General features: G+C 40.8%; 9 protein-coding genes. 7 read left to right on the top strand and 2 right to left on the bottom strand.

What is annotated here, in order from left to right:
• Positions 1 to 179: 179 nt before the first annotated feature.
• Together B3317_RS14625 and B3317_RS14620 are read right to left on the bottom strand one after the other, a co-directional pair.
• Positions 180 to 920 carry an N-acetylmannosamine-6-phosphate 2-epimerase gene (locus B3317_RS14625; protein WP_291112916.1) on the bottom strand — a complete coding sequence of 247 codons (741 nt, stop codon included), beginning with the start codon at positions 918 to 920 and terminating at the stop codon, positions 180 to 182.
• A 43-nt stretch (positions 921 to 963) separates the two neighbouring features.
• Positions 964 to 1932: an ROK family protein gene (locus B3317_RS14620; RefSeq protein WP_291112914.1), complete on the bottom strand. Its 969-nt coding sequence runs from the start codon at positions 1930 to 1932 to the stop codon at positions 964 to 966.
• A 269-nt stretch (positions 1933 to 2201) separates the two neighbouring features.
• On the opposite strand from B3317_RS14620, the gene B3317_RS14615 reads away from it, so the two are divergent.
• The 7 genes from B3317_RS14615 (at position 2202) to B3317_RS14585 (ending at position 13745) form a co-directional block, all read left to right on the top strand.
• On the top strand, positions 2202 to 4484 hold the full coding sequence (locus tag B3317_RS14615) for a pyruvate formate lyase family protein (protein ID WP_291112912.1): 2283 nt from the start codon (positions 2202 to 2204) through the stop codon (positions 4482 to 4484).
• A gap of 3 nt (positions 4485 to 4487) precedes the next feature.
• The gene (locus tag B3317_RS14610) at positions 4488 to 5396 is read left to right on the top strand and encodes a glycyl-radical enzyme activating protein (RefSeq protein ID WP_291112909.1); all 909 of its coding nucleotides are present in this window, start codon (positions 4488 to 4490) and stop codon (positions 5394 to 5396) included.
• Between the two features lie 358 nt (positions 5397 to 5754).
• Complete coding sequence (locus B3317_RS14605) at positions 5755 to 6948, top strand: Gfo/Idh/MocA family protein (protein WP_291112907.1); 1194 nt, start codon at positions 5755 to 5757, stop codon at positions 6946 to 6948.
• 56 nt (positions 6949 to 7004) lie between these two features.
• Positions 7005 to 7796: a 3-keto-disaccharide hydrolase gene (locus B3317_RS14600; RefSeq protein WP_291112905.1), complete on the top strand. Its 792-nt coding sequence runs from the start codon at positions 7005 to 7007 to the stop codon at positions 7794 to 7796.
• A gap of 17 nt (positions 7797 to 7813) precedes the next feature.
• Positions 7814 to 9292: a Gfo/Idh/MocA family protein gene (locus B3317_RS14595; protein ID WP_291112903.1), complete on the top strand. Its 1479-nt coding sequence runs from the start codon at positions 7814 to 7816 to the stop codon at positions 9290 to 9292.
• A gap of 120 nt (positions 9293 to 9412) precedes the next feature.
• The gene (locus B3317_RS14590; RefSeq protein WP_291112901.1) at positions 9413 to 10228 is read left to right on the top strand and encodes a sugar phosphate isomerase/epimerase family protein; all 816 of its coding nucleotides are present in this window, start codon (positions 9413 to 9415) and stop codon (positions 10226 to 10228) included.
• Between the two features lie 436 nt (positions 10229 to 10664).
• Positions 10665 to 13745, top strand: a complete 3081-nt coding sequence (locus tag B3317_RS14585; protein WP_291112899.1) for a SusC/RagA family TonB-linked outer membrane protein — start codon at positions 10665 to 10667, stop codon at positions 13743 to 13745.
• Positions 13746 to 13752 lie beyond the last annotated feature (7 nt).

The raw sequence follows: 13752 nt of genomic DNA, 5'->3' as shown, positions 1-13752 counted from the left end.
TCATATTTTTTTAGGGTTGTACTGAAAGTCCGAAGTATTATTCAATTTCGAAGAGCCGATTATTTTCGCCGGAAAACTTTCTGCTATATAATTTGCATTTAAAACTTCCATAAAAAAGATCAGGCTTACACATGCTTCATCCCTGCGATTATCAGTTCAACCCCCGATCGCAATAATAGTTAATGCTTACTGATTTCAGCGTCTCTCCAATTGTCCTGATAACCACTCAGCAGATCCACAAAACGTTTGGTTATAAGATGAGGACGAGTAATGGCACTTCCCACGACCACAGAATGAGCACCGAGAAACAGCACCTTCATCGCGTCTTCCGGCGTATAAATATGACCTTCCATAATTATATAAGCTTTATCTTTAAAATCACGGCACATACGGGCAAATTCTCTCAGATCGGGATATTCTATATGTTTGGTGTCGGCTGTATAGCCATACAGGGTCGGTCCTATAATATCTGCTCCCATTTCTAAAGCTCTTAGAGCTTCATTGTAATTAGCTACGTCGGCAAATATTATAGCCTCCGGTATTTCTTTCTTTACTATCGGCAGCAACTCATAGGCGCACCGGCCCTCGTGTGTTATTTGTTCGGTACAATCCAATGCAATTATTTCTGCTCCCGCCTCCCATACTTGCTTTGCGGCTTCCAGAGTCGGAGTAATAAATACGTCTGTATCATCGTGCCATATCTTATAAAGTCCGATTACAGGCAAATCGACTTCTTTCTTGATAGCCCTGATCTGATCCGGCGAATTAGCCCTGATCCCTACTGCGCCACCCCATTGAGCAGCTTTTGCCATTTTCACAACAAAATCGATAGAAAAGGTCGGATCATCATGCTGAACCTGACACGACACGATTAATCCACCTTTAAAAGATTCGATAAGTTCTCTTTTTCTTGTATCCATAATATTATATTTGTCTAAGGTCTGAGACCTTTCTTTTACTTAATCACATGATTTTCTCCAGAAATGCAGCACCGATGATGCCCGCATCATTTCCTAACGAAGCGCATACTACAGGCGGAACCCCAATCTCATCCCCGGCGTGAGTATATATCCTTAGCTTTTCGTTTACCGGCTTTAAGATCAAATCTCCGGCGTGGGCAATACCCCCTCCAAGCATAATCACTTCGGGACGAAAAATAACAACAAGACTCGAAATACCCGCCGCCAGATAACTCGTATAATCATCCAATAACCTTACAGCAAGAGGATCTCCGTCAATAGCGGCTCTACATATGACTTCTCCGTTTATGTTGTTCTCATTGTTCTTTGCCAGGCTAAGAATCAGGCTTGACGGCTCTTCCTTTACAGCCTCATTTGCTGCTTTTATAAGGGCAGTTGCAGAACAATATGCTTCTAAACAACCTTTCTGTCCACAAGTGCACAGCGCCCCATTATATACAAGCTTGGTATGTCCTAATTCTGCACCCATATTATCTGCGCCCGCATATATTTTATTATCGATGATTATTCCCCCACCTACACCTGTGCCAAGCGTCAGCATCAAAGCAGTACTGTATTTACTGGCAGAACCGGCTAAGATCTCACCATAAGTAGCTCCGTTAGCATCATTTGCTATATAGATAGGAAGCGGTATATGTTTCTTTAAATAGTCGTAAATCGGTATATTCTTCCATCCGAAGCAATTAGCGTGCACAAGTAAATTTGTTTTAGGATTGATATTGCTCGGCATACAGATTCCCCATGAAGATATGTCATCGAGGCTCAAACCTGCTTTTTGTACAGCTATTTTACTAACATCGGCCATATTATAAACAAGTTCATCTACTGTGCTTCCTATTTTCGCGGATACTCTTTCTTTAGCGATAATATTATAGTTTTCATCAACAACGCCTGCGACAAAGCTCGTTCCGCCGACATCCAGTCCTAAATAATACTTTTGGGAAATTTTCATTTGGTTAACTATTATAGAGTTTGATTTAACACAATACAAAAGTAGATATTGCGGTATTGAATAAAAATGTAATATAATTGATAAAAAGAATGGAGTATTATTGCATACGTTTTCAACTTCCGGTCGAACTGCCGTTTTGTGATATTTGCATGCAAATATAATCCATCTTTTTGAGCGATTCTCTGCATTGTTCACAACTTGTATCTTTACTATTTTTGCTTAAAATTCAAATTAACAACCGGTTATACATTTATTAATCACGGGATATTATGGCAAAATTTGATGTGGAGACAGTACAAAATGTAGAAATCAGCAAAAAACTGGCTAGTGAGAAGTCGTTGCCCGGGCAGTTGGAAATTATGGAACGATATACAGCTGTTCACAAAGAGAAATCTGACTTCTCAAAAGAAATACGGGAAGTGGAATGCCTGAAGGTGCTATATCCCGCCCTGTTTCGAAAAATAGCCGACACAGATCTGATTGCTGGCAGATTCGATGTGCTTCCCATTGGTTTCGGAGCGGTGACATCTTTGGGGGGAGTCGGGCATTTTTGTGTATTCCGTAAATTGCGCGATTTTCAAAAAAAACTTGAAGAAAAAGATAAATTCCGTGTAGACACCTTATATAATTATTGGCTGGATCACGACCTGAAAACTCAGTATAATCGGGAAGTGATTACAGAAGATACCGTTGGTATGTTTATAGACTGTGAATATCCGATGATTGCTACAGCCCGTTTGTCAGGGATGATGCTCGACTATCCGAAATTGCTGGATAACGGGATCGGCGGACTTCGCAGGATATTGACGGAGCATCTGAAAAAACAGCCTCATAATGACTTTTATAAAGCAGGACTTCAATGCCTCGATATTTTTGTGGACTGTGCGACAGCTCTTCAGCAAGATGCCCTTCAACAGATGACTTCGACAGGTAATAAGCAAAGATACAATGAGCTGAAACGGATGCACACAGCACTTGAAAACATCAAAGAAAACAGTCCTCAGACATTTCACGAAGCCATGCAACTCTTTTGGCTGTATGCCATGCTGGCCGGAGTTATCAACTATGGACGACTGGACGATTACCTTGGCCCGTATCTGGTAGCAGACCTCGAGGCCGGACGCCTGACTATGGATGAGGCATACAACTATATCTATTCGCTTTGGACAATGATCGAAAACCGTCGGACGACAGTGAACGGACGTGTTATTGTGGGAGGAAAGGGACGTAAGCATCCGAAAGAAGCCGATGTATTCCTGCATCTGGCAATGAAAGTCGCTAAAAATTCGAAGTATGTAGAACCTCAATTTACACTGCGTGTAGATAATGATACACCGGAAGAAATATGGAATGAAGCGCTCGATGCTTTAGGAGCCGGCGCGACATATCCTACTTTGTATAATGATGAAGTTAATGTTCCTGCTGTTACTTATGGAATGAGAGTAGATGAAAAAACCGCGGAACAATACGTTCCTTTCGGCTGCACTGAATTTGTAATACAAGGACAGAGCACAGGAACACCCAACATCTGTATCAACCTACTTAAAATCCTGACTATCTTTATGAATGACGGGATCGACCCTATGGATGGTAAAAGAAAAACAGGTTCGATGAAGGTCAAAAAACTGGAGGAATACAACACATTTGAGAACTTCTATAATGATTTTAAGAAGTTCCTCGATTATTATCTGGATTTATCAGTTCAGGCACAGTACCATTCTTATGAAGTAATGAACAGGCACGTTAGTTTTTTGTTTGCCAGCCTGCTTACCGACGATTGTATCGAAAGGGGAAAGGCATTACTGGATGGTGGCGTCCGTTATCTCGGAGGAACAAACGAAACTTACGGAAATATCAATACCTCCGATTCGCTGTGGGCTATAAAAGATCTGGTATTCGACCGCAAGAAATATACCTTACGCCAACTGAACGACGCGATGCTTACCAATTTTGCAGGATACGAACAAATACGAAAAGATTGTTTGGACTGCGACAAGTATGGTAACGATCTTGATACTACCGACACTATGGCAAACGACCTGTACGAATTTGTAGCTAAAGGAGTGCGCGACAGGGGAATTGCAATCGGCATGCAGTATTTTCTTATTGTAATAAGCAATAACCAATTAAATACAGAATGGGGAAACAGAACAGGGGCGTCTCCCGACGGGAGGCTGGCCGGTATGTATATGAACCCTGCAAATAACCCACAGGGGGGAGCAAATAAAAGCGGACCGACAGCCATGCTGAATTCGTTAGCTAAATTTGATGCCAGGTATCACGGAGGATCTGTTCAGAATATCAAATTCTCTCCATCTATGTTCAATGAACACAGAGACCTGATAAAAGTATTGTTCAAGACCTACTTCGCCAAAGGAGGATGCCATCTGATGGTAACAGTCGTAGACAAGGGTATATTGGAGGATGCGATTAAACATCCGGAAAAATATCCCGATCTGATTGTACGGGTAAGTGGTTTCTCTGCCGTTTTTGTCGATTTATCGCCTAATATTCAAGAAGAATTGATGAGTCGTGTTTTATACGATAAGTAAAAGATGGAAAAGAGAATATCTATAATGGAGATTGAGCGCTTTGCCATTCACGACGGTCCGGGAATCCGTACAGTCGTTTTTCTTCAGGGATGTCCGTTACGTTGTTCATGGTGCTCGAATCCCGAATCACAAATAATCGGGTCTCATCTGTTGCATATAAAAAATAAGTGTGCAGGTTGCGGTACATGTGCAAAAACATGCGTTCATGGCAATATTAGGATGGAAGGACGCTACCCCGTATTCGACAGGAAAAAATGTGTCGCGGACAAAGCTTGTGCCGAAGCCTGTGCCTATAATGCCATAAAGTTTGCCGGTGAATTTGTCTCTGCATCCGGAATTATGCAAGTGGTATTGCGTGACCGGGACTATTATGAAACTTCGGGAGGAGGCGTAACATTTTCGGGAGGAGAGCCTTTCGTCCAGTTCGATGGATTAATGGAATTACTGATTATGAGTAAAGAAGAAAATCTGCATACAACCATAGAGACCTGTGGACAAGTTGATATGGAAAAGATAAAAAAGGCTCTTCCGCTGACCAACCTGTTTCTGTTCGACATTAAGCACACAGATAGCTATATGCTGAAAAAAGAAACGAAGGCTGATTTGGATACAATACTGACTAATATGCGTTTTATAGCCCGGCAAGATCCGGATAGAATTATTATCAGGATTCCAATTATTCCCGGATATAACTTTGACGAAAAAACTATCCGGAAAATATTTGATCTGGCAAAAGAAAATAATATAAAACAAGTGAGTTTATTACCTTACCATACATTAGGAAAGGACAAATACAAACAATTGGGAATTGAATATACATATTCTTCCGGGCATATGCTATCAAAAGAAGATTTGCTTCCGCTTAAAGACATGGGAGAAAAGACCGGCTTAATGATACGGATAGGAGGATAAATTTTATTTATATCCGGAGAAATTACAAAAAAGTCTATCTATCCGAAAGACAATGGCATGATCTTTTTATAATAAACGATCTTACAGGTGGTAAAAAGAAAATAAGAGAAAAGAGAAATTGATATAAAATAATCTTAGCCTCAATCTAAAAGACCGTAAAAAGCAAAAATAATCCATTCTTTTGGCAGAATTAATCTATCTAATTTGTTGTCGATATTGACTATTTTTGTTTTAGAATACCATGGAAAATCAATTCTGCCTTACACGCAGAGCATTTTGTCTTTTAATTTGAATTATCTGTTGTTTTTATTTTTCCACATTTGCTCTGATTTAATTATAATTGAAAATAATATAAAGAATGGACCGTAAGCAATTTTTATCACGTTTAAGTTCTATTGGAGTTGCAGCAGTTGCAGCACCTGTCATAGGTACATCTTCCCTTGAGGCTGCTACCTCGTTTACAGACACCCCTGCACTTTCTGCCGACAAGAGAATACGCGTCGGTGTCATCGGATGTGGAAGTGTATCGGGAATGTATCTGCCACATTTAACAAAATGCCCTTATGCTGAAGTTGTAAGCGTCTGTGATATTATACCACAGAGGGCGCAAGAAGCTGCTAAAAAATATAATGTCAAGAACTGGTATCCCCACATTGATAAGATGTTGGCAGGAGTGTCTTTTGATTTATTGGTCAACCTTACCGATATGCAGGAGCATGGACGCCTGAACCGTATAGCTCTGATGAAAAACATCAATGTATGGAGTGAAAAGCCGATGGCGAATACTTATGAAGAAGGGTGTGAATTGTATAAACTTGCTAAAGCTCAGGGAGTACGTATATGGGGAGCACCGGCTGTTGTCAACAGTCCCCAGTTTGCCTTTATGGCAAAACAAATTAATGAAAAAAAACTGGGGCGTATAGCTGCGGCGCATGCGCATTATGGTCATCAGGGGCCTAACTGGTCTGCATTCTTCTTTGAAGAAGGTGGAGGTAGTTTGCCGGATTTGGGTGTATATAATATATCCACGCTAACAGGATTGTTTGGTCCGGCCAGATCCATCGTAGCAATGACCAATGTGGTAGACCCTACCCGTAATACAGGGAATAAAGGTCATATTCAGGTTGTGGCAGAAGATAATGCCATGATTATTATGGAGCATCAAAATAATGTACTTACTCATATCCAGTGTGGTTTTAACTATTTCGATCCGTACGGGCATGAGGGTACGGGGCAGGAACGCCCTACTATATCAGTAGTCGGTTCTACAGGTAATATGCATATGATTGGTTACGACTGGAAACCATTTGCCATAGATATGGCAACGGTAGCCAATGAAAATACACAACGTTTCGCTACAGATCGAGGCACTTTCCTTTGGGAAGAGGGCGCCTCTGTTATCTGCGAATCAATGGCGACAGGAAAAGATCTGTTGATAAATACAGAACATGCATTACATGTTCTGGAAATTATAGAAGCTGCCCGACTGTCGCAGAAAGAAGGGCGTAGGATTTCTCTGAAGTCATCTTTCAAATGGCCGGTTGTAATATAAAGGGTAGTGTTTGGACACTATTCATAATGAACTGAATAACTAAGAATAGAATAATTATGAAGAATGTTTTTTATTTTTCACTCGTACTTATTGCCACATCATTATATGCATGCAATGGCAAAAAAGCGCAACAGCAAGCTGCTGATTCTGAAAGAACAGTGACTGATCCGATCGCATTGTATAATGAAATAGATCGGACATCAGCACCTAATACTATTACAGAGACTGAAAAAACGAAAGGATGGCAACTCTTATTTGATGGAACTACCGCGAAAGGATGGCACGGTTATAACCAGGAAGGGGTTCCTGACTGCTGGGCTATTGAAGATGGAACGCTGACAATGAAAAGCGTAGGTGCACAAGAGGAACAAGACCTTATTACTGATAAGCAATACAAGAGTTTTGCCTTATCTTTGGAATATAAAATGACAAAAGGGGCAAACAGCGGTGTACTGTTCCAGATCAAAGAAGACCCCAAGTATAAGTTTGCATACGAAACAGGTCCTGAGTTTCAGGTCATCGACCACGAAAACTGGCACGACAAACTGGAAGACTGGCAAATAAACGGCGGCAATTATGCCATGTATCCACCTAAGGCAAAGCCGTATAAGCCATTGGGCGAGTGGAATCAGTTGATGCTGGTTGTGAATGGTAATGATGTAACTCAGATACTTAACGGAGTAGAGACTGTACAATACACTAAGTATTCAGAGGAATGGACTAAACTTCGTAATAGTGGCAAGTGGTCGGATTTTCCGGATTACGGTAAATTTGACGAAGGACATATCTCCTTGCAAAACCACGGAACAAAGGTATGGTATAGAAATATCATGATTAAAGAACTCTAAAAAAACGATATCCTATTATGACTACTCGTAGAAATTTCTTAAAGAAATCGGCCGTGGCGGCTGCCGGTTTATATATATTCCCATCGAATGTAATCAGTGGACTGGGGCACAAAGCCCCAAGTGACAAACTGAATATCGTGGGTGTGGGTATTGGAGGGAAAGGCCATCCCAACCTCGTAGGAATGAATACAGAAAATATTATTGGCCTGTGCGATGTAGACTGGGCTTATGCAAAAGGCTGTTTCGACGAATTCCCTAAAGCCAAACGATACAAAGACTGGCGTAAAATGTTTGACGAGATTGGTAAAGAAACAGATGGTGTAATGATCTCTACTCCCGACCATACACATGCCATTATAGCTGCTACCGCTATTACTATGGGAAAACATGTATATTGCCAGAAACCTCTTACACACTCTATATACGAGAGCCGTCTGCTGACACGTCTGACTGCAAAATACAAAGTAGCTACACAGATGGGAAATCAGGGCAACTCCGGTGATGGCGCACGCCAAGTATGCGAATGGATATGGAATGGAGAGATTGGTGAAATCCGCGAAGTTCATGCCTGGACCGATCGCCCTATATGGCCTCAGGGGCTACAACGTCCCAAAGAAGTAGTAAAAGTTCCTTCAACCCTGGATTGGGACAATTTTATCGGTCCGGCGCCATTCCGCCCCTATAATCCTGTATATACGCCATGGAACTGGCGAGGATGGTGGGATTTCGGAACCGGAGCATTCGGAGATATGGCATGTCATGTGCTGGATCCCATCTATCAGGCGTTGAAACTGGGCTATCCTACTAAGGTACAAGGTAGTTCGTCTCTGATAAATATCGAATCGCCACCTCAGAGCGAGCAGGTGGAATTTACATTTCCTGCGCGCGACAATATGCCTAAAGTTGCTATGCCTGAGGTAAAAGTATACTGGTATGATGGAGGATTATTTCCTCATCGTCCGGATTTATTACCTGACGGAACCGATCTTATGCGTGACGGACTCGGAGGTTGCCTTTTTATCGGATCAAAAGATACATTACTTACCGATTGCGGAGGTTTTAACCCTCGCTTACTATCGGGGCGTGTTCCGAATGTACCTCAGACACTTCGTCGTGTTCCGGGCGCTACGGGCTACTTTGATGGCTTTCATGAACAGGATTGGGTGAGAGCATGTAAAGAGACGGTTGAAAACAGGGTGGAAACATCCAGTAATTTCGCATATGCAGGGCCATTTAATGAAATGGTATTACTCGGTGTACTCGCTATTCGCCTGCAAAGCCTGAATAAAGTATTGAAATGGGATGGGCCTAATATGAAGTTTACAAATATAGGTGCAAATGAGGAACTGAAAGTTGTGTCTAAAGACAGTTTCTGGGTTAAGGATGGCCATCCTCACTTTGACAGAGAATATGTAACACTAAATGCACAATCATCTGTTTCTGAATATATAAAACATGCATACAGAGATGGCTGGTCTTTACCTGCCATGCCTTAAACGGAAATGTAATCAAAAGGGAGTGTGAAAAATTTCAGGCACTCCCTTATCCGGAACAGTAACCTTATCGACTCGTATAAAATAAAACCTTGATCTTATAACCTTCTGAATATAATAGTTATGAAATGCTTTAAATTACTGATATTATCCGTTATTCTATGTTTTACAGCCTGTAAAGAAGAAACCAAGCAACCTGAATGGAAGCTGGGTATACAGACATATACATTTCACAAATTTACATTGATGGAGACACTTGACAGGTCAAAGGATCTAGGTCTTCACTATGCCGAAGCTTATTTTTTCCAGACATTAGGAAAAAATTTCACAGATACGGCTTATCTGAATTTTGACATCGCAGATAATGTGAAGAAGCAATTAAAAGAAGAATTTGCGAAACGGGATATTACACTTTATGCATTTGGGGTGGCATTCTATGATACGACGGAGGAGTGGGAACGCTTCTTCAGTTTCTCTAAGGATATGGGAATACATACCGTAACGTGTGAACCCAAGCTCGAGCATCTTGATTTTGTTGAGAAACTTGCACTGAAATATAATATAGAGGTCGCTATACATAACCATCCGGCCCCCTCTGTTTATGCTGATCCTGATGTATTGTTCGACGCGCTTGAAGGACGTGACCGGATAATGGGTGTATGCGCTGATATAGGTCATTGGAAAAGAACCGGTAACGACCCGGTAGAAACACTGAAAAAATTTGACGGCCGTATAAAGGTAGTACATATAAAAGACCTTGATGAGAAAATGAGAGACACAACATGGGGCACCGGAATTTTACAGGTAAAAGAAGTCCTGAATGAATTGAAAAGGCAAAGGTTCAATGGTCTTGTCTCTGTAGAATATGAAGACTTCGGCGATTCGCAGCTAGATGATATTAAAAAAAGTCTGGAATATTTTAACCAGAACTCAAACTAGAATACAAAGAAAAAGACTTATATACCGGACGGCCTTTATTATAGCCCGGTTGGTGTTGTGATATCTGGTATCGGTCTTATATCTGTAAACGGCAATTTTAAATTTAACATAATTTTTCCCCAGAAAGGATGCCTGGGAATAATAATATGCCGCTCTAAAATAAACAGTTAAATTTTTCAAGTGGTACTTGTAGTCTGTTGGTACTATTAAAATGACTACATAAGCTTATAGCGGTCCTACTTTCACAGACATTTTATAACGATTATTTACGTCTAACAAAAATCTAATATCAAACGAACAGAACCTGGCTACCAAGATAGGATCCGGCTGTCATTGCGCAAAAATTGGAAACTATTAAAAGCTGATTCCCTGCTGTTCTGCCGTTCATAGAAGATTTATTTAAAAAGTGTATGTTTAAATAAAAAGCTTAAAAACTATGAAAATCAAATTAAAAGAGACATTTGTTAAAAAGGCTTCAAACTCACCTTTGCGAAGAAGCTTATTAGCCTTTACTTGCCTTTTATTAGTGAGTATAACTAATATTTATGCGCAAACAAAAACGATTACAGGTACAGTAACAGACGTTGGAGGCGAGCCTCTTATCGGTGTTAGTGTTCGGGTGCAAGGAGCATCTGTTGGTACTGTTACAGATATTGACGGGAAATATTCTATCCCGGTTCAAAACGGTAATGTAATTGAATTTACATACATCGGAATGCACTCACAAGAAATTACAGTAGCCTCCCAGAATGTAGTGAATATTGTAATGCAAGACAATGCTACGATGCTTACAGAGACTATAGTAATCGGGTATGGTACTGCAAAAGCGAAAGACCTGACATCGCCAATAGCTACTATTGACGGAAAAGAAGTGAACAAGCACCTTACGGCTTCACCAATGCAGGCTATGCAAGGAAAAATTCCCGGGCTACAGGTTATAAATACCGGACAGCCGGGTAGTTCTCCTAAAGTCCGCATTCGCGGTATCGGAAATTATGATGAAGATAAACAAGGCCCATTGTATGTAGTAGATGGTATGTTTTTCGACAATATCGATTTTCTTAATAATGGAGACATTGAGAATATGAGCATATTGAAAGACGCCTCAGCAGCGGCCATTTACGGTGTTCGTGCAGCAAATGGGGTAATCCTTGTTACAACGAAAAAAGGTGTTACCAACAGAAAGCCTCAGATTACTTACGATGGTTATTTCGCTATACAGAAAGCATCTAACCTTGTAAAAATGGCAAATTCGGAACAATATGCTACTGTGATGAAAGAAATAGGCAATACCAGTTCGATCGAGCAATCCATAGCAAGGTATGGGGGCAGTAATGGAATCCCGTCTGTAGATACAGACTGGTATGACGAAATACTGAGGACTGCACCCATGCATAGCCATTCGGTTGGTATTAACGGAGGAGGAGAAAAAACTTCATATTCATTGGGCATCAGTTACCTCAACCAAAAAGGTATTCTTGATAGCGATAACGGATACCAGCGTTTAAACTTTAGATCTAAAGTCGATATAGGAATAACCAATTGGCTGAAAGTAGGAGGTAGTTTTGTTGTCGTCAACAGTGAGCAAAAACTAGCTAATATGAGTGCTTTTGGTAATGCTTATACATCTCCATCCTTCTATCCCGTATATGATGAAAACAATAAGGATGCTACTCCCAAAAAATATACATCTACACAAGATGTCGGTTTAGGTCAGTATTTCTGGAATCCGGTAGCATTGGCGGATTACTATAATGACAAAGCAGCGATAACACAGGTACTGCCTGCACTGTATATGGAATTATCATTCCTTGAGAATAAACTGACATTCAGAACCTCATTCAACCAGGATCTGGCTTTCCAACGCAACCGCCAGTTTTTACCTCAATATACAGTATCCTCAAATCAACAGAGAATAAAGAGCTTGCTGACCAAAGCGACGGAATACACCAACAACTGGCTTATCGATAATATACTGACATACAGGGATTCATTCAATGACACCCATAATCTGACGGTAATGGGAGGTAGTTCGGTGCGTAAAGAACACTGGGAAAGATTGCGTCTGCAAGGTGATGGGATCCCCGGAGGAAGAGACGAATACTGGTATTTGTATCATAGCGATGGCATCATTACACAAGATCCAAGCAAAAGCGCTAGCGACACCTGGTACGATAACGGAACGGAATACAGAGGGGCTTCGTTCTTCGGCCGTGTGATGTACGATTATAAAGGGAGATACCTATTATCGGCAACAATGCGTGCCGACGGATCAAACAAGTATCAGGAAATGTGGGGGTATTTTCCATCAGTAGGTCTTGGCTGGGTACTTACAGAAGAAGATTTCATGAAAAACCAAAACGTTTTTAATTTTCTGAAACTACGGGGTAGCTGGGGATTACTAGGGAATGATAAAGTGCAGGCCAATGACGGTTTTGCTTCCATTACACAACAAACAGGATATTTTAATGGACAATTGTATACAGGTACATCCAGTCTTTCTTTCTTCTCTTCTCTGAAATGGGAAAGGGTGGAAGAATGGGATTTCGGTTTGGATTTCTCTATCCTCAAAAATCGTCTGACTGGAGAATTCGATTACTATAAGCGTACTACAAAGGATGCTGTATTTTTGAAATCTTTGCAGTTAGGTGCAGGATCATTGTTGATGAACAACGGAGAGATACAGAATTCGGGTATTGAATTATCTCTCAATTGGGAAGACCGTATCGGCAAAGATTTTACTTACAATGTTGGCGTGAACATGTCGACCTTAAAAAACAAGGTCACAAAACTGGATGACCTTGATAGAATCATTACAACGGGAGACTACAGCCGTATAAGGCAGGTCGGAGAGGTTGTAGATGCATATTACGGTTATGTAATGGATGGAATATACCAGAATCAGGCCGAGATAGATAATGACCCTACACTTGCTGATATAGCCAGCAAGCCGGAACCGGGAGATATTAAATTCAAAGATATCGATGGAGACGGAAAACTTACAGATCAGGATAGGCAAGCATTGGGTTCCCCGCTTCCTAAATTCTTCCTTGGAGGTAATATCGGATTCTCTTATAAAGCTTTTGATTTCGGTATGGCTTTTCAAGGCCAGTTCGGTCACAAAATTCTGAACCAAAAGCGTTTCATGAGACAAAAGCAATCGGATATCAACTTTGACCAGGATATAGTCAAAAATAGATGGACAGGCGAAGGCTCCACAAATAAATATGTATCGGGTGCAGCTTTAGCACATACGTGGACATACAGCAGGTTTAATACATTCTTTGTTGAAAATGCAAATACATTTACTGTTCAGAATATACAATTAGGTTATACTTTCCGGAATATTTTTCCGAAAAGCGACAATAAATCCAGTCTGAGGCTAAGTTTCACGGCAGAGCGTCCTTTCAACTTCTTCTCTTATAACGGATTTACTACAGATATCGCTAATGGTATAGACAATGATGTATATCCGCTGACATCAACATATAGCATTGGCGTGAGAATAACATATTAACTTAACA

Origin of the sequence: Dysgonomonas sp. UBA7710 (genome assembly GCF_002482385.1) — a bacterium.
GTDB lineage: Bacteria > Bacteroidota > Bacteroidia > Bacteroidales > Dysgonomonadaceae > Dysgonomonas.
This window is presented reverse-complemented; position numbering and strand designations above follow the sequence as displayed.

Bases quoted from the DNA above. Each gene is read 5' to 3' on its own strand.
- B3317_RS14600 (WP_291112905.1), top strand. From the start codon at position 7,005: ATGAAGAATGTTTTTTATTTTTCACTCGTACTTATTGCCACATCATTA.
- B3317_RS14605 (WP_291112907.1), top strand. From the start codon at position 5,755: ATGGACCGTAAGCAATTTTTATCACGTTTAAGTTCTATTGGAGTTGCA.
- B3317_RS14620 (WP_291112914.1), bottom strand. From the start codon at position 1,932: ATGAAAATTTCCCAAAAGTATTATTTAGGACTGGATGTCGGCGGAACG.
- B3317_RS14615 (WP_291112912.1), top strand. From the start codon at position 2,202: ATGGCAAAATTTGATGTGGAGACAGTACAAAATGTAGAAATCAGCAAA.
- B3317_RS14590 (WP_291112901.1), top strand. From the start codon at position 9,413: ATGAAATGCTTTAAATTACTGATATTATCCGTTATTCTATGTTTTACA.
- B3317_RS14610 (WP_291112909.1), top strand. From the start codon at position 4,488: ATGGAAAAGAGAATATCTATAATGGAGATTGAGCGCTTTGCCATTCAC.
- B3317_RS14585 (WP_291112899.1), top strand. From the start codon at position 10,665: ATGAAAATCAAATTAAAAGAGACATTTGTTAAAAAGGCTTCAAACTCA.
- B3317_RS14625 (WP_291112916.1), bottom strand. From the start codon at position 920: ATGGATACAAGAAAAAGAGAACTTATCGAATCTTTTAAAGGTGGATTA.
- B3317_RS14595 (WP_291112903.1), top strand. From the start codon at position 7,814: ATGACTACTCGTAGAAATTTCTTAAAGAAATCGGCCGTGGCGGCTGCC.